This is a genomic window from Sanguibacter sp. Z1732 (genome assembly GCF_051020515.1).
Classification (GTDB): domain Bacteria; phylum Actinomycetota; class Actinomycetes; order Actinomycetales; family Beutenbergiaceae; genus CALKWS01.
In genome coordinates this window covers 3997756-4019972 of the sequence record NZ_CP194857.1, presented here as the reverse complement: position 1 = coordinate 4019972, position 22217 = coordinate 3997756, and the positions used below count along the sequence as shown (strand labels likewise).

Below are 22217 nucleotides of genomic sequence, written 5' to 3'. Positions count from 1 at the left end.
GGAAGGATCACAGATGGCGAATTACACCGCCGCTGACATCAAGGCGCTGCGTGAGCGCACCGGCGCCGGCATGCTCGACGTCAAGAAGGCCCTGGACGAGGCCGGGGGTGACAGCGACAAGGCGCTGGAACTCATCCGTATCAAGGGTCTGAAGGGCGTCAGCAAGCGCGAGGACCGGGCCGCATCGGACGGCCTGGTGGCCAGTTCCATCGTTGCGGGGGAGGGCGGCCAGCGCGGCGTGCTGGTCGAGGTCAACTCCGAGACCGACTTCGTGGCCAAGAACGACACCTTCGCCGAACTGGCCGACAAGGTTGTCACCGCAGCCGCGGGCTCCGAGGTCACCGACGCCGAGGCACTGCTGGCCGAGGACGTCGAGGGACGCACCCTTCGCGAACTGGTCGATGAGACCGCCGCGACGCTGGGGGAGAAACTGGTCGTGCGCCGGCTCGCCCGGGTGGACGGCGAGGTGGTCACCGAGTACCTGCACCGCACCTCCAAGGACCTGCCCCCGCAGGTGGGCGTGCTGGTGGCCTCCGACGGCGCCGGTGGCGCCGTGGCCCGGGACGTGGCGATGCACATCGCCGCCTACTCCCCGACCTACCTCTCCCGGGATGACGTACCGGCGGACCTCGTTTCCGACGAGCGCCGGATCGCCGAGGAGACCGCGGTCGCCGAGGGCAAGCCGGAGCGAGCGCTGCCCAAGATCATCGAGGGCCGCCTGAACGGCTTCTTCAAGGAGAACGTGCTGCTGGACCAGCCGTTCGCCAAGGACCCCAAGCAGACCGTGGGTCAGATCGTGGCCGACGCCGGTGGCACCATCACCGGCTACGCGCGGTTCCGCGTCGGGGCCTGAGCGGTTCCACGCACCCCGACGCCGGCCCCGGCCCTACGCAGGGTCGGGGCCGGCGTCGTCCGGGGCGCGAGCCGGACCGGTCGCCCGTCTCGGGCATCATGGAACCAGTCCCACCGGATCACCAGCACAGGGAGTAGCCGATGAGCCAGCGCGAACCCACCCACCGCCGAGTCCTGCTGAAACTGTCCGGGGAGGTGTTCGGAGGTGGCAGCGTCGGCCTGGACCCGGACGTCGTCGCCGGGGTGGCACAGCAGGTGGCCGTCGCGGCGAACGACGGCGTGCAGGTGGCCATCGTGGTGGGTGGTGGCAACTTCTTCCGCGGCGCGGAACTGTCCCAGCGCGGTCTGGACCGAGCCCGTGCGGACTACATGGGCATGCTCGGTACCGTGATGAACTGTCTGGCGCTGCAGGACTTCCTGGAGAAGGCCGGGGTCAGCACCCGGGTGCAGACGGCGATCACGATGGGTCAGGTGGCCGAGCCCTACATTCCGCTCCGGGCGATCCGCCACCTGGAGAAGGGCCGTGTGGTGATCTTCGGAGCCGGCGCCGGGATGCCCTACTTCTCCACCGACACCGTCGCGATCCAGCGCGCCCTGGAGACCCACTGCGTGGAGGTGCTGGTCGGCAAGAACGGCGTGGACGGGGTCTACTCCGCCGACCCACGCACCGACCCCAGCGCCGAGAAGATCCAGCGACTGACCTTCGACGAGGCGATCCAGCGGGACCTGCGCGTCGTCGACTCCACCGCGCTGGCACTGTGCCGGGACAACGATCTACCGATGCACGTTTTCGGGATGGAGGAGCCCGGCAACGTCACGCGGGCCCTGCGTGGTGAGATGATCGGGACGCTGGTCACCTCACGGTGATCACGGGTCCGCAGCGACGAACAAGGAGACACCGATGATCGACGACATCCTCCTCGAGGCCGAGGAGAAGATGACCAAAGCAGTGGAGGTCGCCCGGGAAGACCTGGGCGGTATCCGCACCGGGCGGGCCAACGTCGGGATGTTCAACAAACTCGAGGTGGATTACTACGGTGCCCCCACCCCGCTGCAGCAACTGGCGTCGATGACCATTCCGGAAGCGCGCACCGTGCTGATCTCGCCCTACGACAAGTCCTCGATGCAGGCGATCGAGAAGACCCTGCGCGAATCCGACCTGGGCGTCAACCCCTCCAACGACGGTGTGATGATCCGGGTGGTGCTGCCGACACTGACCGAGGAACGGCGGCGCGACTACGTCAAACTGGCCAAGTCCAAGGGTGAGGACGCGCGTGTTTCGGTGCGCAGCATCCGTCGCCGGGCCCGTGAGGACCTGGAGAAGCTCTCCAAGGACGGCGACGTCGGTGAGGACGAGGTGAATCGGGCACAGACCGAACTGGAATCCCTGACCCGCCGACACACCGACGAAGTGGACGCACTGTTGGCGGGTAAGGAGAAGGAACTGCTCGAGGTGTGATCTCCCGCCCATGAATGAGCAGGATCCAGACCCTGGCGGGGTGCCGCTGACCCGCCGGCAGCTGCGGGCCGCCGAGCGCGCTCGCGCGCAGGAGCAGGCGCGTGCCGAGGAGCAGGCCCGGCTCGAAGCGGCCCCCACAACGCGGGTCGCGGAGGATGAGCCGCCCGAGGAGAACCCGCCAGGGACGACGACCTCACCCGCCGACCCGACGCCGGCGTCGGCGGAATCGCCGGCTGCGCCGGCACCCGCTGCTGCACTGCCGGCCCTCGACCCGCAACAGGCGCTGCGGGCGGCCGAGCCGCCCGCTTCGCGCGCCGGCCGGGACCTGCGCTGGGCAATCGGTGTGGGTCTGGTGCTGGGCGCGGTGCTGGTGGCGTCGCTGTTCATCCGCACCGAGGGATTCGTGGTGCTGGTGGCCCTCGCCTGTGGGGTAGCCCTGTGGGAACTGGCCCGCGCGGTGCGAACCCGGGACATCAGGATCCCGCTGCTTCCGCTGCTGGTGGGGGCCGCCGGGATCCTCATCTCCGCCTACACCTCGGGGATCGAGGCGATGTGGGTGGCATTCATTCTCACCGCAGGGGGAACGTTCGTCTGGCGGGTGCTCGATGGCAGCGGGCCGCCCGCGCTACGAGATGCCACCGCAGCGATCTTCGCCGCCGCCTACATCCCGTTCCTGGCCGGGTTCGTGATCCTGATGCTCACCGGGTCCGGACCGATCCTGGTGCTGACCTTCATCGCCTTGGTCGTGGCCAATGACGTCGGTGGGTACGCCGCAGGGGCCCTTTACGGCAAACATCCGATGGCCCCCACGGTGAGCCCGAAGAAGTCCTGGGAGGGCTTCGGCGGGTCGATCCTGCTGACCGTGATCACCGGCGTCGCCCTGACCGTGCTGGCTCTGGGCGGGGCCTGGTGGGTCGGTGTGGTCTTCGGGCTGCTCACGGTGGTGGCAGCCACGGTGGGGGACCTGTCCGAATCACTGCTCAAGCGTGATCTGGGGGTCAAGGACATGGGCACGGTGCTGCCCGGGCACGGCGGAGTGCTCGATCGGGTGGACTCGATCCTGGTGGCCGCGCCTGTGGTGTACGTCGCCCAGTTCCTGCTCCTGGGCACGTGATCTCGGCCGGTCGGGCGAGTGCGCGCCCCGCCGACGCCCGGGTTGTGGCACGGTACTGGCAGTAATCGCACATCGGTGCCGGTACGTAATACTTCTCGGCAGAACCGGATTCGCAGGACAGGAAGGAGCGCGGCATGGAGGACCTGTTCCCCACGGTCGGTCGCTGGGCCAGTGGCTACGACCGGGAGGAGGTCGAAGAGTTCTTCGAGCGCGCCAAGTCGGCCTACGAGAGCGGTGACACCGGGATGAGTAGCGCCGATGTGCGTTCGGCCGCCTTCGACCTGGTCCGGCACGGCTACGACCCGGCAGCGGTCGACGCCGCCCTGGACCGACTCGAGGCCGCATTCATCCAACGTGACCGCAGCGAGTTCGTCACCAGTGCCAGCCAGGACGCCTGGATGGAGCAGGTGGCCGAGCGCGCCACCTCCCTGTATCCGCGCCTGGTACGTCCGCCCGGGGAGCGGTTCGCCCCACCCGAGCGCGGCCGCGGATACGACAGCGAGGCCGTCGACGCCGCCCTGGACCGGTTGGTGGCCTACTTCGATGAAGGTGCCCACCTGAGCGCCTCCGAGCTGCGGTCGGTCACCTTTCCCTCCGCCCCGCGGTCGCGCGCCTACGCCGAGGGTCCCGTCGATGCCTACCTGGATCGAGCGATCGACATCCTCCTGGCGGTGGAGTGACCCGCACGCTGACCATCCTGGGCAGCACCGGTTCGATCGGCACCCAGGCCCTGGAGGTCGTCGCCGCGCACCCGGATTCCTTCGCTGTCGTGGCGCTGGCAGCCGGCGGGTCGGACCCGGACCTGCTGGCCGAACAGGTTCTGCAGCACGCCCCCGCCCAGGTCGCCCTGGCCACCGGCAGCGCCGCGGACTTCGCGACCGCGCTGGCCGCCCGGGCCAGCAGTCTGGGCCGGTCCGTGCCCGATGTGGACGTGCGGACCGGAGCGGAGGCGGCCGCGGAGGTGGCCGGCAACGGTGCCGACGTCGTGCTCAACGGCATCACCGGTTCGGTGGGCCTGGGCCCCACCCTGGCGGCACTCGCCGCCGGTTCCACCCTGGCGCTGGCGAACAAGGAGTCCCTCCCTGATCGCCGGTGGGGCACTGGTGCGCGCCGCCCAGCAGCGCCCGGATCAGATCGTGCCGGTGGACTCCGAGCACTCGGCCATCGCTCAGGCCCTGCGTGGTGGCCGGCGCGAGGAGGTCCGACGTCTGGTGCTCACCGCATCCGGCGGCCCGTTCCGTGGGCGCACCCGGGCGGAGCTGGCGGATGTCACCCCCGCCCAGGCGCTGGCCCATCCCAACTTCGATATGGGCCTGGTGGTCACCACCAACTCGGCCACGATGGTGAACAAGGGCCTGGAGGTGATCGAGGCGCACCTGCTCTTCGATGTGCCCCTGGCCGCCATCGAGGTCGTCGTGCACCCACAGCAGCAGATCCACTCCATGGTGGAGTTCCGGGACGGCTCCACCATCGCCCAGATCGGCCCGCCCCGGATGCTCGTTCCCATCGCCCTGGGCCTGTCCTGGCCGGACCGGCTGGACGGCGTCGATGTACCCACCGACTGGTCCATCACCCAGTCCTGGCAGTTCCACCCGCTGGACGATGAAGCCTTTCCCGCGGTGGCACTGGCCCGCTCGGCCGCCGAGGCCGGGGGCACCCATCCGGCGGTCTACAACGCCGCGAACGAGGAGTGCGTGGCAGCGTTCCACTCCGGCAGGATCGGCTTCCCGGCCATCGTCGATACGGTAGCCAGAGTGGTCGCCGAACACCTCGGACCGGCACAGTTGGACCTGACCGCGGTAACCCGGGCCGAGTCATGGGCCCGTGGCCGCGTCCACGAACTGATCCACTGAACCCCCAGGAGCCCCCTCATGCCCGTCGCCATCGTCACCGGAGCCTCCCGCGGTATCGGCGCCCATCTGGTTCGAGCGCTGGTGAGCGCAAACTGGCAGGTAGTAGCCCTGGCCCGGGACACCGGCCGGCTGCAGGACCTGGCTGCCGACGTCGGTGCCGCCACCGGCGCGCCGACCCCGGCGGTGCTGCCGATCGGGTGCGACGTGACCGACGCCGACCAGGTGAGCGCCGCCGTCGGGCAGGCTCTGCAGACCTTCGGGCAGGTGGACCTGTTGGTCAACAACGCGGGGTTGAACCACCGGGAAGCCCCGCTCTGGGAGGTCGATGCCCAGGAGTGGTGGCAGGTGCTGACCACCAACGTCAAGGGCCCCTACCTGCTCACCCGCGAGGTGGTACCGCACATGATCGCCTCCGGCGGAGGCCGGATCGTCAACATCAACTCCGGTTCCGGGGTGCGCGACAATGCTGAGTCCAGCGGCTACAACGCCTCCAAGAGCGCGCTGTTCCGGATCACCGGGGCCACCGCCCTGGCCGGCACGGAGCACGGCATCTTCGCCTTCGACCTGGCCCCCGGCGTGGTGCGCACCGACATGACCGCCGTGATGGCCGCTCACGCCGACCGCACCGAGTGGACCAGCCCGGAGGAGGTGGCCCGGCTCTGCCTGGCCCTGGCCGGTGGGGAGTTGGACGCCTACTCGGGCCGGATGGTGCGCGCCGGTGCCGACACCGTGGCCGAACTGCGGGCCCGGGCCGGGCACCTGCCCACCGAGGCGCGCCGGTTGCGGCTGGTCCCGTGGGGTGAGGACGATCCCCTCGCCTGAGCCGGCACCCCGGACCGCCCCCGTCCAGCCGTACGGGCCCAGGCTGGCCTGGACCGACCTGCCACGCCCGGTGCAACGCCTCGTTGAGGCTGCGCTGGGGCCCCGGTGCAGCGCGCGCATACCCAGCGCGGCGGATTCTCACCCGGCGTGGCGGCCAGAGTGGTCACCTCCGCCGGTAGACGTGCCTTCGTCAAGGCCTGCGGTGCCGACACGAACACGCACTCGGTGGACCTGGTGGCCCAGGAGGCGGACGTACTGGCGGTGCTTCCGGCCGCGGCCGGGGCACCGACCCTGCTCGGCCATCACCGCGAACCGATCGAGGGAGTGGACTGGGCGCTGCTGATCACCGAGGACATCGACGGACCGAGTTGTCCGAGGGGGTGGGCCCGGCGCTGGCCGGGACTCGATCGTGCACCTGGACGCCCGGTCGGACAACCTGCTGGTGACCCCGGAGGGGGTACGAAACGTGGACTGGCCCTGGGCCTGCCGCGGGGCGCCCTGGTTCGACGCCCTGGGCCTGGCCCTGAACGCGCGACTCCATGACCCCGTGGCCGACCTCACCGCCCATCTGCGCGCGGTGGCCGACCTGGGCGGTACGCCGGAGCAGGTGGATGCGGTGCTGGCCGTGCTGCTGGGCCTGTTCCTGCACGGGTCCGCTCAGCCCCCGCCACCCGGTCTGCCGACGCTGCGAGCCTTCCAGCACGCACAAGGGGCGGTGCTCACCGCATGGCTGCGCACCCGCTTGGCGGGCTGAGGGCGCCGGTAGCCGGCGCCGGAGGACGTACGCTAAGCCTGGTGCACGAAGGGGAAGAAGGAGCCCATGGAGTTCTGGTTCGGCGTCGGGGTGATCGTGGTGGGCATCATCGTGTCCATCGCCCTGCACGAGATCGGGCACCTGGTCCCGGCCAAACTGTTCGGCGTCCGGGTGACCGACTACTTCGTCGGGTTCGGCAAGACGCTGTGGTCCACCAAGCGCGGCGAGACCGAGTACGGCGTCAAGATGCTACCCCTGGGCGGTTTCGTGCGGATGGTGGGGATGTTCCCGCCGGCGCGGGCCGAGAGTACCCACGCGACCGACCGCACCGGCGTGCGTGGCTGGATGGACCGGGCCGCCCAGGACGCCCGCACCTTCTCCGCCCAGGAGGTGGTCCCCGGCCAGGAGCATCGCTCGTTCTACGCCCTGACCGTGCCGCGCAAACTCGGCGTGATGTTCGGCGGCCCGGTGATGAACCTGATCATCGCCACCGTGCTGTTCGCGATCATCCTGACCACCATCGGCCAACTCATGCCCACCAACCGGCTGGGCTCGGTCTCGGAGTGTGTGCTCCCGGCCGGAGAGAGCAGGGAGTGCACGGACACCGACCGGGCGGCCCCGGCACGCCAGGGCGGACTGGAGCCCGACGACGTGATCGTGTCCTGGGGCGGCACCGCGGTGAGCGGCTGGGAGGACGTCTCCGAGGCGATCGTCCAGGGCGGCACCGGTCCCGCCGAGGTGGTCGTGGAACGCGCGGGTGAGGACGTGACCTTCACCGTCACCCCGGCGCTGGCGGAGCGTCCGATGGTCGACGACGACGGCCGGCCCGTGCTGGGCCCGGACGGGCAGGTCCGCACCACCCAGGTGCCGTTCGTGGGGATCAGCCCGGCCGGAGAACTGGTGCGCCAGCCGATCACGGCGGTCCCGGAGGTGGTCTGGAACGTTTTCAGCGGCACCGTGCGGGTGGTGGTGACCCTGCCCCAACGGCTGGTCGGCATTACGCAATCACTGCTGGGCAACGCCGAACGTGACCCCGGTGTGATGGGCCTGATCGGCGTGGGCCGCTTCGCCGGGGAGATCACCTCGGTGGAGTTGAGTGACTACGGTCCGGCCGAGCGCACCGCGGACATGCTCTCCCTGATTGCCTCGCTGAACATGGCGCTGTTCGTGTTCAACATGATCCCGCTGCTACCCCTGGACGGCGGACACATCGCCGGGGCGTTGTTCGAGGGGGCCAGGCGCCGTGTGTCGGGCCTCTTCGGGCGGGCCGACCCGGGGCCGGTGGACACCGCCCGGCTGATGCCACTGACCTACGTGGTGGTGATCGTGATGATCGGGATGAGTCTGCTGCTGGCCGTGGCCGACATCATCGACCCGATCACACTGACCTGACCGGGTACCGACCACTTACACTGAGGGCGTGAGCGTACCTGTCGATCTCGGGATCCCCACCGTCAAAGCGGCGCCTCCGGTGCTGCGGCCCCGGCGCAAGACCCGCATGATCAATGTCGGTCCGCTGAAGGTGGGTTCGGAGGCGCCGATCACGGTGCAGTCGATGACGACCACCGCCACCACCGACATCAACGCCACCTTGCAGCAGATCGCCGAACTGACTGCCGCCGGATGCGACATCGTGCGGGTGGCGGTGCCCACCACCGAGGACGCTGCCGCGCTACCGATCATCGCCAAGAAGTCCCAGATCCCCGTGATCGCCGATATCCACTTCCAGCCCAAGTACGTCTACGCCGCGATCGACGCCGGTTGCGCAGCCGTACGGGTCAACCCCGGCAATATCCGAAAGTTCGATGATCAGGTCAAGGAGATCGCCCGGGCCGCCTCCGAGGCCGGAGTCTCCATCCGGATCGGGGTGAACGCCGGTTCCCTGGACAAACGCCTGCTCGCCAAGTACGGAAAGCCCACCCCGGAGGCACTGGTGGAGTCGGCGGTGTGGGAGGCCTCCCTGTTCGAGGAGCACGGCTTCACCGACTTCAAGATCTCGGTGAAGCACCACGACCCGGTAGTGATGGTGCGCGCCTACGAACTGCTCGCCGAGGCGGGCGACTGGCCGCTGCACCTGGGGGTCACCGAGGCCGGTCCGGCCTTCCAGGGCACGATCAAGTCCGCCACCGCGTTCGGGGCGCTGTTGTCCCAGGGCATCGGGGACACCATCCGGGTGTCGCTGTCCGCCCCGCCGGTGGAGGAGGTCAAGGTGGGCTTGCAGATCCTGCAGTCCCTGAACCTGGCCGAGCGCAAACTGGAGATCGTCTCCTGCCCCTCCTGCGGCCGGGCACAGGTGGACGTGTACACCCTGGCCGATCAGGTCACCGCGGGCCTGGAACACCTGACCGTGCCGCTGCGGGTCGCGGTGATGGGCTGCGTCGTCAACGGTCCCGGTGAGGCTCGCGAGGCCGACCTGGGCGTGGCCTCCGGCAACGGCAAGGGCCAGATTTTCGTCAAGGGAGAGGTCATCAAGACCGTGCCGGAGGAGTTGATCGTCGAGACGCTCCTGGCCGAGGCCAACCGGATCGCCGCCGAGATGGAGGTCGACGACGATGCCGGGGCCCCGCAGGTCAGCGTCTCCTGAGCGACATGCGTGAGTGGCCGCGGCGACGGTCCCGCCCCCGACGGGAACGGTCGGGCCATCTGCAACTGGCGGGCGAGCCGGTATCCATCGTCGAGGCCGGCGTGGTCGGCGTGGAGCGGGTGCGGGCCCGGGCGGCGGTCGACCCGGTGGCCGCGGCGTTGCTGGCCGAGTACGTGGAGGCGTTGTCGCACAACGTCTACAGCCGTGCCCAGGTACTGTGCGCGATGCGCTCGGAGGAGTTGCTCGGATTGTGCCTGGCCGCGGGCAACCTGGTGCCGCTCGACCTGCCACCGGAGGGATTGGAGGCGCTGGCCGAGCATGTGCGCCGGCGTGGCCAGCGATTCTCCTCCCTGGTGGGCCCGGCAGAACAGGTGCTGGCCCTGTGGCCGCTGCTGCGCCGTCACCTCGGCCCGCCCAGGGAGGTGCGCTCGGACCAGCCGTCGTTGATGATCGACCACGATCCCGCGATCGGGGCCGACCCGCGTGTGCGGCAGTCCACCCCGGAGGACCTGGACATCCTCATCCCGGCGTGCGTCGCGATGTTCACCGAGGAGGTCGGATTCACCGCTGACCGCCGGTGGCGGCTATGAGCGCCGGATCAAGGCGCTGGTGAATCAGGGCCGATCCCTGGTGCGCATCGATGAGGGACCGAGGGGGCGCGAGGTGGTGTTCAAGGCGGAGCTCGGCACCGTCGGCCTGGGTGTGGCCCAGGTCCAGGGCGTCTGGGTGCACCCCCGCCATCGCGGCCGGGGGCTGGCTGCACCCGGGATGGCCGCGGTCATCCACCATGCCCGGGCCCACTTCGCCCCGATCGTGTCGCTCTATGTGAACTCCTACAACACCTCCGCCCTGGCCACCTACCACCGTGCGGGCTTTCGCCAGGTCGGCACCTTCGCCACCATCCTCCTCTAGTCCCTGGCAGCACCCCTGGGCCGGGACGGTCAGCGCAGGAGTCTGGACATGCGGCGGTCGGCCAGGAGCTTACCGCCGGTCTGGCATGTGGGGCAGTACTGCAGGGAGGAGTCGGCGAAGGAGACCTGGGCGATGACGTCGCCGCACACTGCGCACGCCTGACCGGTGCGTCCGTGCACCGCCATCCCCGAGCGCTTCACATCCTTCAGGTCGGCCGGCCCCTTACCCGATGCTGCCTCGATCGCACGTGTCAGTACGCTCTCGATCGCGGCGAACAGCCGCTCCCGGGCGCCGGAGTCCAGGGACCGGGTCAGCGCGAACGGGCTGAGCCGGGCGGCGTGCAGAATCTCATCGGAGTAGGCATTGCCGATCCCGGCGATCAGGCTCTGGTCCCGCAGCACGCCCTTGACCTGGGCGTTCCGGACATCGAGCAACTCCTCGAAGCGGGCCCGGGTGAACTCCGCCGAGAGCGGGTCCACCCCCAGCGTGGCGATCCGCTCCACGTCGACGGCCCTGCGCACCACGTGCACGGCGAGCTTCTTCGTGGTGCCGGCTTCGGTCAGGTCGAAAGCCCCCCGGTCGAGCAGCACCCGCACCGCCAGGCCGGACTTGCCCGGTCGAGGCGAGCGGGTCGGTGCCTCCTCGTGCCAGCGCACCCATCCACCGCGGGCGAGGTGGAAGACCAGGTGCACCTCGTCCTCGCCGGTGCGGGCAGCGATGTCGATCCATTTCCCATGCCGTTGCACGCCGGCGACGTGCGCTCCGTGCAGGGCGGTGACCGGTGGGTCGTAGGTCTTCAGCGCGGGGAAGGAGACCACGTGCACCGCGCGCATCTCCCGGCCGGTCAACTGCGCGTGCAGCGCCTGGACCAGCCCCTGGACCTCGGGCATCTCTGGCACCTGCTCATTCTGGCAGAGCCGCTCGGGCGATGCCTCACGCGCCGGCGCCCGATGTGCACGCGGACCGGGACGGGCCGCAGCGCGGTGGTGGATAGACTCGGCCGCGTGATACTGCGAATGTCGACGCTGTTCGTCCGAACCCTGCGTGAGGACCCGGTGGACGCCGAGGTCGCCAGCCACAAACTGCTCGTGCGGGCCGGCTACATCCGCCGCGCCGCGCCGGGGATCTACTCCTGGCTGCCGCTGGGACTGCGGGTGCTGGGCAAGATCGAGGCGATCGTGCGTGCGGAGATGAATGCCTCCGGCGCCCAGGAGGTGCACTTCCCCGCGCTGCTGCCCAAGGAGCCCTACGAGGCCTCCAACCGGTGGGAGGAGTACGGTCCGAACATCTTCCGGCTCCAGGACCGCAAGGAGGCCGACTACCTGCTGGCCCCCACGCACGAGGAGATGTTCACCCTGCTGGTCAAGGATCTGTACTCCTCGTACAAGGACCTGCCCCTGATGCTGTACCAGATCCAGACCAAGTACCGCGACGAGGCCCGTCCCCGCGCCGGGCTGTTGCGCGGGCGCGAGTTCATCATGAAGGACGCCTACTCCTTCGACATCGACGAGGAGGCTCTGAGAGTCTCCTACGCCTCCCAGCGCGATGCCTACGAGCGTATCTTCGACCGACTGGGGCTGGACTATGTGATCGTCTCGGCGATGAGTGGGGCGATGGGCGGATCCTTCTCCGAGGAGTTCCTGCACCCCTCCGATGTGGGGGAGGACACGTATGTGCGCTCCCCGGGCGGGTACGCGGCCAACATCGAGGCCGTCACCACGCCCGTGCCGCCGGACGCCGACGCCACGGGCGTGCGCGCCGCGCACGTGGAGGACACCCCGGACACTCCCACCATCGAGACCCTGGTGGACTTCGCCAATGACCACTTCCCCCGCAGCGATCGCCCCTGGCAGGCAGCGGACACGCTGAAGAACGTGGCCATCACCGCCACCCACCCCGACGGGCGCCGGGAGGTGCTCGTAGTCGGTGTTCCCGGAGACCGGCAGGTGGATATGGATCGCCTGCAGGCCGCGATGGAGCCGGCGCTTGTGGAGGCCGCCACCGACGAGGACCTGGCCAACCGGCCCGAACTCGTGCCCGGGTACATGGGGCCCGCGGTCCTGGGTCCCAATGGGGCTCCGCGCGACCAGGACGACTCCGACGGTTCGGCCGGTACCGGAGCGGCGCGCTACCTGCTCGACCCACGTATCGTGCCGGGCACGGTGTGGATGACCGGCGCCAACGAGCCCGGCAAGCACGTCTTCGACCTGGTCGCCGGGCGGGACTTCACCGCTGACGGCACCATCGAGGCCGCCGAGGTGCGCGCCGGCGACCCGGCTCCGGACGGGTCCGGACCGCTGGAGCTGGCCCGCGGCATCGAGGTCGGACACGTCTTCGCGCTGGGCACCACCTACGCTGCGGCCCTGGGCCTGAACGTGCTCGACGAGAACGGCAAGACCCGGGTGGTCACCATGGGCTCCTACGGCCTGGGCGTCACCCGGGTGTTGGCCGCGATCGCCGAAGCCACCCACGACGAGAACGGGCTGTGCTGGCCGGTGCAGGTCGCCCCGGCACATCTGCACATCGTCGCAACGGGTAAGGATCCACACGTGCTGACCACCGCGGAGCAGATCGCCGCCGACCTGGATGCCGAGGGCGTGGAGGTGCTGCTCGATGACCGCCCGAAGGTCTCCGCCGGGGTGAAGTTCGCCGACGCCGAACTGCTCGGGGTGCCGTACACGCTGGTGGTCGGACGCGGGCTGGCCGATGGCGTGGTGGAGTTTCGCGAACGGGCCAGCGGCGCCCGGCACGACATCCAGGCGGGCGTGGCGGCCACCGAGGTACGGCACCGGCTGGCCGAAGCCGGCCTCTAGCGACCTCGGGGCACCGGGTTCAGCCGGCCCGCCCCGGGAACGTCGGCACCGGCTCGCCCCGGCCGTGCACCGCCAGCGCAGCCGTGATGACCTGAATGGCGATCAACTCCCGGTCAGCGCCCTCCTCGGCCGACTCGAGCAGGTTCAGCCACGCCGGCACGCGGGTCAGGGCGAGGGCCTGGGCCTGGGCGGGCAGGTCCTCGAACGCCAGGGCGTAGGCGATCTCCCGTGGGTCCTCCTCGGTACCGGAGAACCCGCCACGGGTGGCGACCAGTTCGGCCTGGGCCCGCAGTTCCTGGGCCCGCTCGGCCAACCGGGCCGCCTCCTCCCCACTGGCCCGGCCGGCCCGCACCTCCGCCAGGTACCCGGCGGCATCCAGCGCCCGGCACAGCGGCGCGGCCTCGGGGCCGAAGGCGGCTGGATAGGCATCGGCCGGGTCGGCCGGTTCAGCCGGGGGCGGCGCCGGGTCCGCGCCGAGCGCGCCGGCCAGGTCCCGGGCGTGCACGTGCTGGTTGGCCGATACCGAGACCAGCAGTACGGCCAGGTCGGGCTCGACGCTCGCGGCGCCGCCACGCAGTTGCGGTGCCGCTGCCTCCAGTGCCGCCAGCACATCCGATGCACCGGCGGCGGTGATGGGCTCGGGCTGGGCCGGCGGGGCGTCCTCCGGGTCCTCCGGTTCGGGCCGGGGCGGTGGTTCCCACACTCCGCCGAGCGCCTCCAGATGAGCCTGCGCGTCAGCAGCCACCGCCTGAAGGACCCCGCCCACCTGCTCCGGTGCGTCCGGGATCGCCAGTTCGGCGCTCTGCAGGATCACCGAAACAGCCTGAGCAGCCTCCTGGCGGACCTCGTCCTGGCCCTCGGGAACGGGCGTGGGCGCCGGCGGCACATCCAGGCGTACCCCGCACCCGGTGAGGATCAGGAGAACGGCCAGGACCACGCTCAGCCGGTACCATCGGGTTCGCCCCCGGGGGGCGGACGTGGAAATCTGCACGCGTTGATCGTGCCACGTTCGGGCCTTAGGCTGTGGCATCAGCACCGCCCGCCGACAACTTCACACGAGGTGAGAACCATGAGCCCGTCAGACGTCTCTGCCGTACTGCTCCAGGCACTCTCGCCCGTGGTGTCCGAGCAGGGCCTGTACCTGGAGGAGGTCGCCGTCGGCGGCTCCGGCCGCAACCGGACCCTCACCGTGGTGATCGACCTGCCGGAAGGCCCCGGGGGTGTCTCCTCGGACCAGCTGGCCGAGGTCTCCCGGGCGGTCTCCAACCGCCTGGACGACGTCGACCACGTGCTCCGCGGCCCCTACCATCTCGAGGTGACCACCCCCGGCATCTCGCGCCCACTGACGCAGCCGCGCCACTTCGGGCGCGCCGTGGGCCGGCTGGCCACGGTGACGACGACCGAAGGCATCGTGCGGGGGCGTATCGTGGCCGCCGACGACGACGGTCTGCAGGTGCAGCAGCCTCCGAACCGGCGCGGCGCACCGGCACCGGAGCCGCTGGTCCTGACCTGGGACGAGGTCCGCCAGGGCACGATCGAGGTGGAGTTCGGCTCCCCGGCCGACGCCTGAAGGTCCCCCTGTCTGTTCGAGGTTTTCTGGAAGGAGTGTCGGCATGGACGTGGACATGAGTGTCCTGCGGATGATCGAGCGGGAGCGTGAGATCAGCCTGGACGTACTGGTGGGGGCGATCGAGCAGGCACTGGAGTCCGCCTACCACCGCACCCCGGGGGCCCTGGCGGACGCCCGCGTGGAGCTGGACCGCAGCAGCGGCCACGTGACCGTCTATGCCCGGGAGCGGATCGAGCGCGAGGTCCCGGCGGATTCCGCGGAGCAGAACCAGGAGGACGGCGCGCCCGCCGAGGCCTACCCGTCCGGCCCCGGGTACGACCTGGGCCCGGAGTTCGACCACACCCCGGACAACTTCGGCCGAATCGCCACCGCCACCGCCCGCCAGGTGATCATGCAGCGCCTGCGGGACGCTGAGGACGACCAGGTGCTCGGGGTATTCCGCGGCAAGGAGGACGAGGTGATCGCCGGCATCATCCAGCAGGGTCGGGACCCGCGGATGGTGTTCATCGACGTCGGCGGGGTTGAGGCGGTACTGCCCCCGCACGAGCAGGTGCCAGGAGAGGACTACACCCACGGCACCCGGATCCGGGCCTATGTGCTCGATGTCACTCGCGGGCCGAAGGGGCCTTCGATCACGGTCTCGCGCACCCACCCGAACCTGGTGCGGCGACTGTTCGCCCTGGAGGTCCCGGAGATCACCGACGGATCGGTGGAGATCTCCGCCCTGGCCCGGGAAGCGGGGCACCGTACCAAGATGGCGGTGCGCTCCACCGTGCCCGGCCTGGGCGCCAAGGGAGCCTGCATAGGGCCCATGGGACAACGTGTCCGGGCGGTGATGGCGGAGTTGCAGGGCGAGAAGATCGACATCGTCGACTACTCCGAGGACCCGGCCGAGTTCGTGGCCAGTGCGTTGTCACCGGCGCGGGTCTCCAGTGTGGAGATCGTCGATGAGCAGGCCCGTTCCGCCCGCGTGGTGGTGCCCGATTACCAGCTCTCGCTGGCGATCGGCAAGGAGGGGCAGAACGCCCGCCTGGCGGCCCGGCTGACCGGCTGGAAGATCGACATTCGACCGGACGAGCCGGGGGAGTAGTACACTTGTCGACGGGCTTGGGACCGGTTCGCACGTGTGTGGGGTGCCGGGAACGGGCCCCGCGGTCCGACTTGGTGCGCTTGGTGCGGGATCGATCGATAGCGGCACAGGCCGTGATCGTGGATCCGGCGGCACGCGCGCCGGGCCGAGGTTGCTGGGTGCATCCGCATTCTGGTTGCCTGGACCGTGCCGTGCGAAAGCGAGCGATCTCCCGGGCCCTGCGTCTGAGTGAACCAGTAGTTATGGACGCTGTTCTGGAGTGGTTCGCCGCACATGAACCGTTGATCAGTCGAACAGAGAGCGGGTCGACACACTATGGGAACCCGATGAGTCCCCAGCGATGAGTACGAACCACTAACAGCGGTCCACCCTGTCCTGGGCGGGCCGAGGACAGGAGAGATGTGGCCAAGGTCCGCGTCCACGAGCTCGCTAAGGAGCTCGGCGTCGACAGTAAGTCCGTCATGGCGAAGTTGAGTGAACTCGGCGAATTCGTCAAGTCGGCATCGTCCACGATCGAACCGCCCGTGCAGCGCAGGCTGCGCGAGGCGTTCCCCCCCGCCGCCCGAGGGGGAGAAGGCGGAGCCCAAGCCCGCCAAGACCAAGGCGGCACCCAAGGCTGCGCCGAAGCCGGCGCCCAAGCCCAAGCCGGCACCCGAGCCCGAGCCTGAGCCCGAGCCTGAGCCCGAGCGGCAGCCCGAGCCGGAGCAGGCCGAGCCCGCCCAGCCGGAAGCGACCGAGCCGGAGGAGAGCCCGCAGGCACCGGCGGCCAGTAAGCCCGCGCCGCCTCGACCCACCCCCGGCCCCAAGCCCGGGGCCCGTCCGGGTAACAACCCGTTCGCGCCCTCCCAGGGCATGCCCCGTCCCGGTGGCAGGGGTGATGCGCGCCCCGGTGGTCCGCGCGGTGGTGGCCAGCGGCCCGGGGGCGGCGCACCGCGTCCGGGTAACAACCCGTTCGCGCCCTCCCAGGGCATGCCCCGTCCCGGTGGCAGGGGTGACGGGCGCCCCGGTGGTCCGCGCAGTGGCGCCGGTGCGGGTTCCGACACCCGCGGCCCGCGCCCCTCGCCCCAGATGATGCCCGGCAAGAGCGCCGTCGGACGCCCGGGTGCACCCGCCCGTGGCGGTGGCGGTCGTGGCCGTGGTGGCGGTCCCGGCGGTGGCCCTGGTGGTCCCGGCGGTGGTCCGCGTAGTGGTTTCGGTGGCCGTCCCGGTGGCCGCGGTGGCCGTGGTGGCACTCAGGGCGCGTTCGGTCGTGCCGGTGGCCGTCCGGCTCGGAGCCGGAAGTCCAAGCGCGCCAAGCGCCAGGAGTTCGAGCAGCAGTCCGCTCCGTCGCCGGGCGGCGTCCAGGTACCCCGTGGTGACGGCAGCACCGTCATCCGGATCCGTGCGGGTGCCTCGCTGAGCGACTTCGCCGACCGGATCGACGCCAACCCGGCGTCCCTGGTCACGGTGCTGTTCCACCTTGGTGAAATGGCCACGGCCACGCAGTCCCTGGATGAGGACACCTTCGCCACCCTGGGCGCCGAACTCGGCTACGTCATCGAGATCGTCTCCCCGGAGGAGGAGGACCGTGAGCTGCTCGGTTCCTTCGACATCGACCTGCAGGCCGAGGAGGAGGGCGAGAGCGAGGAGGACCTGGAGCCCCGCTCGCCGGTGGTGACCGTGATGGGTCACGTCGACCACGGTAAGACCCGGTTGCTGGACGCGATCCGGCAGATCGAGGTCAGCGCCACCGAGGCCGGTGGCATCACCCAGCACATCGGTGCCTACCAGGTGCACACCGAGCACGAGGGTGAGAACCGTGGCCTGACCTTCATCGACACCCCTGGTCACGAGGCGTTCACCGCCATGCGTGCCCGTGGTGCCAAGGTCACCGATATCGCGATCCTGGTGGTCGCGGCGGACGATGGCGTGATGCCCCAGACGGTTGAGGCGATCAACCACGCCCAGTCCGCAAACGTGCCGATCGTGGTCGCGGTGAACAAGGTGGACCTGCCCGACGCGAACCCGGACAAGGTCCGCTCCCAGCTCACCGAGTACAACCTGGTGGCCGAGGAATACGGCGGCGACACCATGTTCGTGGAGGTCTCGGCACGTGAGGCCACCGGTATCGATGACCTGCTCGAGGCGGTCCTGCTGACTGCCGATGCGGCGCTGGAACTGACGGCTAATCCGGACAAGGACGCCCGCGGAGTGGCGATCGAGGCCAAACTGGACCGCGGTCGCGGTGCGGTGGCCACGGTCCTGGTCCAGTCGGGAACCCTTGCCGTGGGCGATGCGATCGTGGCGGGCACCTCCTACGGGAGGGTGCGTGCCATGTTCGACGACCACGGGGAGAACCTGGACGTGGCGCTGCCCTCGATGCCGGTCCAGGTACTGGGGCTGACCTCGGTGCCCAGCGCGGGAGACACCTTCCTGGTGGCCCCCGATGACCGGACCGCCCGGCAGATCGCCGACAAGCGCGAGGCCGCCGAGCGGGCCGCTACCCTGGCCAAGCGTCGCAAGCGGATCTCCCTGGAGGAGTTCACCCAGGCTCTGGAGCAGGGCAAGGTGGAGACCCTCAACCTGGTCATCAAGGGCGACGTCTCCGGTGCCGTGGAGGCGTTGGAGGACGCCTTGCTCAAGATCGACGTGGGCGACGAGGTCGCACTGCGGATCATCCACCGCGGTGTGGGTGCGATCACCCAGAACGACGTGAACCTGGCTACCGTGGACAACGCGGTGATCCTGGGCTTCAACGTGCGTCCGGACGACCGGGTCAACACCCTGGCCGACCGGGAGGGCGTGGAGATCAAGTACTACTCGGTCATCTACTCCGCCATCGAGGACATCGAGGCGGCCCTGAAGGGCATGCTCAAGCCCGAGTACGTGGAGGTCCAGCTCGGCAGCGCCGAGGTGCGGGAGATCTTCCGCTCCTCCCGGGCCGGCAACATCGCCGGGTCGATCGTGCGCTCGGGAATCATCCGGCGCAACGCCAACGCGCGGCTGCTGCGCGATGGGGTGGTCGTCTCCGACAACCTCACCATCAACTCCTTGCGCCGGGAGAAGGATGACGTCACCGAGGTCCGCGAGGGCTTCGAGTGCGGTATCGGACTGGGCGCCAAGGACATCCAGATCGGTGATGTGATCGAGACGTTCGAGACGCAGGAGAAGCCCCGCGCCTGAGGTACCACACCATGGGCCGGGCGGCACCGGAATCGGTCGCCGTCCGGCCCGTGCCCGCAGGACGACCGTAGTGAAGGAGTTCCATGAGCGACAACGCCCGCGCCCGTAAGGTCGCTGATCGGATCCACGAGGTGGTCGCCACCCTGCTGGACACCCGGATCAAGGATCCGCGCCTGGGCTTCGTCACCGTGACCGACGTGCGTGTGACCGGTGACCTGCAGCAGGCGACCGTGTTCTACACGGTGCTGGGCGAGGATGCCGACCGGGAGGCCAGTGCCGCCGCACTGGCCTCGGCGCGCGGGCTGATCCGCTCGGAGGTGGGTCGCCAACTCGGCATCCGACTCACCCCCAGCATCGAGTTCGTCCCCGACGCACTGCCGGAGACCGCCGCGCACCTGGAGCAGGCCCTGCGCGAAGCCGCAGCCAAGGACGCCGAGCTGGCGCGTCGTCGGGAGGGCGCCACCTTCGCCGGCGAGGCCGACCCCTACCGGGCCCCGGCCGACCAGGTCGAGCAGCCGAACGGCAGAGCGTGCCGACCGCGGATGAGCCCACGCAGGACTGATGGTGGACGACGGGCTGGTCCTGATCGACAAACCTCCCGGGTGGACCAGCCATGATGTGGTGGCGCGGGTGCGCCGCCTGGCCGGCACCCGCAAGGTCGGCCACGCGGGCACCCTGGACCCGATGGCCACCGGCCTGCTGGTGCTCGGCATCAACCGGGCCACCCGGTTGCTGACCTACCTGGTGGGTGCGGACAAGGAGTACACCGCCACCATCAGGCTCGGTCAGGACACCAGCACCGACGACGCCGAAGGGGAGATCACCGCCGGTGCCGGCCGCTCCGACGGCACCGCGAAGGCCCTCCCCGCGGCGATGGCAGCATTGACCGGCGCGATCGAGCAGGTGCCCAGCAGCGTCTCGGCGATCAAGGTCGACGGGAAGCGTTCCTACGCCCGCGTCCGTGCGGGAGAGCAGGTGGTGCTCGAGTCGCGCCCGGTGCACATCGCGGTCTTCGAACAGACCGGTCCGGCGACACCTGACCGGGCGCAGGACGGCACCGCCGTGCTCGACGTGCCGGTGCGGGTGGTGTGCTCCTCGGGCACCTACATCCGGGCCCTGGCCCGGGATCTGGGCGCGGCCCTGGATACCGGGGGGCACCTGGTCGCGTTGCGGCGCACCAGGGTGGGTGGCTTCAGCCTCGCCCAAGCCCAGGAACTGCCGAGCCCGGACGACGAGGGCGGGCACCACCTACAGGTGCAGGACCTGACCGCGGCGTGCTCCGCCGTCTTCGATGTGCTGGTGCTGCCGGAGCCGGAGGCCCGGGCGCTTCGCTACGGGCAGGCGATCGACCGACCCACTCCGGGAGCCCCGGAGGTCGCACAGGCACTCCCGCTCGCGGCGATGCACCCGGACGGGCACGTGGTGGCTCTCGTGCAGCCGCACGGTGAGCGCCTGAAGCCGGTGCTGGTCCTGGACCCCGCCTGAAGGAGGCCCTCATGCACACACTGGTGTTGATCCGGCACGCCAAGTCCGACTGGTCGGTGCCGGTCAGCGACGTACAGCGACCGCTGACGGCGCGTGGGCGTCGCCAGGCGCCGGCCGTGGGCCGGTGGCTGTGTCAGCACGAGGTGCGGCTGGATCTGGCGGTCGTTTCCCCGGCCACCCGGGCCAGCCACACGTGGGACCTGATCGACACCGCGATCGCCGAGGCCGGCGGGCCCGGCGCGGGGGAGGTGGTCTATGACGAGGATGCCTACACGTTCTCACCCCGCGCCCTGGCAGGGGTGATCGCAGGCCTTCCGGAGTCGGCGCGGACCGTTGCACTGGTGGGTCACAATCCCGCGCTGGAGGACCTCGTGGGTGAGTTCAGCGGCGACCGGATGCGCGTGCCGACGGCCTCGCTGGCAGTGCTGTCACTGCCGCGTTGGGACTCCTCCTCCGGCCGGCTCCTCGCCGCGGGCCGCCCGGCCGACGGGCCGCTGCCCTTGCCCCGGTAGGCCACGGTCAGGGCTCACCCGCCCGGGCGGGCCACCGGATCCGGAGTGAGGAGAAGCACGACGACGCCCCTGGAGTTCCCGCGCGGGCGGAAGTGATGGCAGGCTAGCCTCGCACCGGTCCGGCAGTGGGCCGCAGAAGGGAGCCAGGGTGCAGCGTTGGGACGGGATCGAGGCGATACCGGCGGGCCTGGATGCCAGTGTGGTGACGATCGGCAACTTCGACGGCGTCCACCGCGGGCACGGGGCCGTGCTGGAGGCGGCGGTCAACGTTGCCCGGGAGGCCGGGGCGATGGCGGTCGCGCTGACCTTCCATCCACACCCCGCCCAGGTGCACCGTCCCGAAGCGGCACCGGAACTGCTCACCGGACTGTCCGACAAGCTCGACCTGCTCGCCGAACACGGCCTGGATGCCACGTTGGTGATCGACTACACCCTGGACTTCGCCGCCCAGGACGCCTCGACGTTCGTCCAGCGCTACCTGGTGGACGCACTCAAGGCCAGGGCCGTGGTCGTCGGCGCTGATGTGCGCTTCGGGCGCGGCAACTCCGGGGACCGCACCACGATGACCGGATTGGGTCACCGGCACGGGTTCGACGTGCACGTGGTCCATGACGTCGCCGACCCGGGGGAGCGGCGCTGGTCCTCCACCTGGGTGCGCGAGTTGCTCGCGGCCGGCAACGTCGAGGCCGCCACTGAGGTGCTGGGCCGGCCGCACCGGATGCGCGGGGTGGTGGTGCGCGGTCATGCACGCGGGCGCGACCTCGGCTTCCCCACCGCCAACCTGGACGCCGACGCCAGCGGAGCGGTACCCGCCGACGGGGTATATGCGGGTTGGCTGCTCCGTCGTCCCGGGACCGAGACCGGCGAACGGATGCCGGCAGCGATCTCGGTGGGGACCAATCCCACGTTCGACGGCCTGGTGCGTCAGGTCGAGGCCCATGTCCTGGGCCGCTGGGACCTGGAACTGTACGGCGAGGAAGTGGTGGTGGAGTTCAGCCACCTGCTGCGTCCCACGGGCGGTTCGAGGGGATCGACGCCCTGGTACGCCAGATGCAGCAGGATGTGCGCGATGCCGCCGAGCGGCTGGACGTGCCCGAACCGGACTACCCCACCCCGGAGCAGGTGCGGACCTGGACATCCTGAGCCACCCGTGGTGTGGATCACCATGATCCGGCGGCGCCACCTCGGTCACCACCGGCGGTGGGTGCTAGGCTGAGCGTTGCCGTCAGATCGGC

General features: G+C 70.3%; 21 protein-coding genes and 2 pseudogenes. 21 read left to right on the top strand and 2 right to left on the bottom strand.

Annotated features, from left to right (window positions below; genetic code table 11):
- Positions 1–13 precede the first annotated feature (13 nt).
- The 12 genes and pseudogenes from tsf to ACRRRO_RS20820 all read left to right on the top strand — a co-directional run bounded on the left by tsf (position 14) and on the right by ACRRRO_RS20820 (position 10350).
- Positions 14–853, top strand: coding sequence for a translation elongation factor Ts (gene tsf, locus ACRRRO_RS20875; protein ID WP_424797262.1), 840 nt, complete (start codon positions 14–16; stop codon positions 851–853).
- Between the two features lie 140 nt (positions 854–993).
- A complete protein-coding gene (pyrH, locus tag ACRRRO_RS20870; protein ID WP_434080791.1) occupies positions 994–1719 on the top strand; it encodes a UMP kinase in 726 nt (241 codons plus the stop codon).
- A 34-nt stretch (positions 1720–1753) separates the two neighbouring features.
- A complete protein-coding gene (gene frr, locus ACRRRO_RS20865) occupies positions 1754–2311 on the top strand; it encodes a ribosome recycling factor (RefSeq protein ID WP_424797261.1) in 558 nt (185 codons plus the stop codon).
- Between the two features lie 10 nt (positions 2312–2321).
- Entirely contained in the window at positions 2322–3425 is a 1104-nt protein-coding gene (locus tag ACRRRO_RS20860; RefSeq protein ID WP_424797260.1) for a phosphatidate cytidylyltransferase, read from the top strand.
- Positions 3426–3559: 134 nt separating this feature from the next.
- Positions 3560–4105: a DivIVA domain-containing protein gene (locus ACRRRO_RS20855; RefSeq protein ID WP_424788374.1), complete on the top strand. Its 546-nt coding sequence runs from the start codon at positions 3560–3562 to the stop codon at positions 4103–4105.
- Positions 4102–5278, top strand: a pseudogene (dxr, locus tag ACRRRO_RS20850) (1-deoxy-D-xylulose-5-phosphate reductoisomerase). Before ACRRRO_RS20855 ends, dxr begins: the two are co-directional and overlap by 4 nt.
- An 18-nt stretch (positions 5279–5296) precedes the next feature.
- A complete protein-coding gene (locus ACRRRO_RS20845) occupies positions 5297–6100 on the top strand; it encodes an SDR family oxidoreductase (protein ID WP_424797258.1) in 804 nt (267 codons plus the stop codon).
- A gap of 409 nt (positions 6101–6509) precedes the next feature.
- Positions 6510–6854 carry a hypothetical protein gene (locus tag ACRRRO_RS20840; RefSeq protein WP_434080790.1) on the top strand — a complete coding sequence of 115 codons (345 nt, stop codon included), beginning with the start codon at positions 6510–6512 and terminating at the stop codon, positions 6852–6854.
- A 66-nt stretch (positions 6855–6920) separates the two neighbouring features.
- The gene (locus tag ACRRRO_RS20835; RefSeq protein WP_424797256.1) at positions 6921–8246 is read left to right on the top strand and encodes a M50 family metallopeptidase; all 1326 of its coding nucleotides are present in this window, start codon (positions 6921–6923) and stop codon (positions 8244–8246) included.
- A 28-nt stretch (positions 8247–8274) separates the two neighbouring features.
- Positions 8275–9438: a flavodoxin-dependent (E)-4-hydroxy-3-methylbut-2-enyl-diphosphate synthase gene (ispG, locus tag ACRRRO_RS20830; protein ID WP_424797255.1), complete on the top strand. Its 1164-nt coding sequence runs from the start codon at positions 8275–8277 to the stop codon at positions 9436–9438.
- 5 nt (positions 9439–9443) lie between these two features.
- Positions 9444–10028, top strand: a complete 585-nt coding sequence (locus ACRRRO_RS20825; protein WP_434080789.1) for a DUF4081 domain-containing protein — start codon at positions 9444–9446, stop codon at positions 10026–10028.
- Positions 10029–10047: 19 nt separating this feature from the next.
- Positions 10048–10350: a GNAT family N-acetyltransferase gene (locus ACRRRO_RS20820; protein WP_434080788.1), complete on the top strand. Its 303-nt coding sequence runs from the start codon at positions 10048–10050 to the stop codon at positions 10348–10350.
- Positions 10351–10379: 29 nt separating this feature from the next.
- Here ACRRRO_RS20820 and ACRRRO_RS20815 read toward each other — a convergent pair whose 3' ends face one another.
- Positions 10380–11249 (bottom strand): DNA-formamidopyrimidine glycosylase family protein, encoded by an 870-nt coding sequence (locus ACRRRO_RS20815; protein WP_424797253.1) that lies wholly within the window; start codon positions 11247–11249, stop codon positions 10380–10382.
- Positions 11250–11366: 117 nt separating this feature from the next.
- On the opposite strand from ACRRRO_RS20815, the gene ACRRRO_RS20810 reads away from it, so the two are divergent.
- Entirely contained in the window at positions 11367–13163 is a 1797-nt protein-coding gene (locus ACRRRO_RS20810; RefSeq protein WP_434080787.1) for a proline--tRNA ligase, read from the top strand.
- A gap of 19 nt (positions 13164–13182) precedes the next feature.
- Here ACRRRO_RS20810 and ACRRRO_RS20805 read toward each other — a convergent pair whose 3' ends face one another.
- Positions 13183–14154 carry a hypothetical protein gene (locus ACRRRO_RS20805; RefSeq protein ID WP_424797251.1) on the bottom strand — a complete coding sequence of 324 codons (972 nt, stop codon included), beginning with the start codon at positions 14152–14154 and terminating at the stop codon, positions 13183–13185.
- A 78-nt stretch (positions 14155–14232) separates the two neighbouring features.
- Here ACRRRO_RS20805 and rimP point away from each other — a divergent pair, with 78 nt between their 5' ends.
- The 8 genes and pseudogenes from rimP to ACRRRO_RS20765 all read left to right on the top strand — a co-directional run bounded on the left by rimP (position 14233) and on the right by ACRRRO_RS20765 (position 22198).
- Positions 14233–14733 carry a ribosome maturation factor RimP gene (gene rimP / locus ACRRRO_RS20800; RefSeq protein WP_424797250.1) on the top strand — a complete coding sequence of 167 codons (501 nt, stop codon included), beginning with the start codon at positions 14233–14235 and terminating at the stop codon, positions 14731–14733.
- 43 nt (positions 14734–14776) lie between these two features.
- Complete coding sequence (gene nusA, locus ACRRRO_RS20795) at positions 14777–15823, top strand: transcription termination factor NusA (RefSeq protein ID WP_424797249.1); 1047 nt, start codon at positions 14777–14779, stop codon at positions 15821–15823.
- Positions 15824–15861: 38 nt separating this feature from the next.
- Positions 15862–16167 (top strand): YlxR family protein, encoded by a 306-nt coding sequence (locus ACRRRO_RS20790; protein ID WP_424788020.1) that lies wholly within the window; start codon positions 15862–15864, stop codon positions 16165–16167.
- A gap of 57 nt (positions 16168–16224) precedes the next feature.
- Positions 16225–18985: pseudogene (infB, locus tag ACRRRO_RS20785) on the top strand (translation initiation factor IF-2).
- 83 nt (positions 18986–19068) lie between these two features.
- A complete protein-coding gene (gene rbfA, locus ACRRRO_RS20780; RefSeq protein ID WP_434080786.1) occupies positions 19069–19602 on the top strand; it encodes a 30S ribosome-binding factor RbfA in 534 nt (177 codons plus the stop codon).
- Entirely contained in the window at positions 19547–20470 is a 924-nt protein-coding gene (gene truB, locus ACRRRO_RS20775) for a tRNA pseudouridine(55) synthase TruB (protein ID WP_424797246.1), read from the top strand. Before rbfA ends, truB begins: the two co-directional genes overlap by 56 nt.
- 11 nt (positions 20471–20481) lie before the next feature.
- The gene (locus ACRRRO_RS20770) at positions 20482–20982 is read left to right on the top strand and encodes a SixA phosphatase family protein (RefSeq protein ID WP_424797245.1); all 501 of its coding nucleotides are present in this window, start codon (positions 20482–20484) and stop codon (positions 20980–20982) included.
- 148 nt (positions 20983–21130) lie between these two features.
- Positions 21131–22198: a bifunctional riboflavin kinase/FAD synthetase gene (locus ACRRRO_RS20765; protein ID WP_434080785.1), complete on the top strand. Its 1068-nt coding sequence runs from the start codon at positions 21131–21133 to the stop codon at positions 22196–22198.
- The last annotated feature ends 19 nt before the right edge of the window (positions 22199–22217 follow it).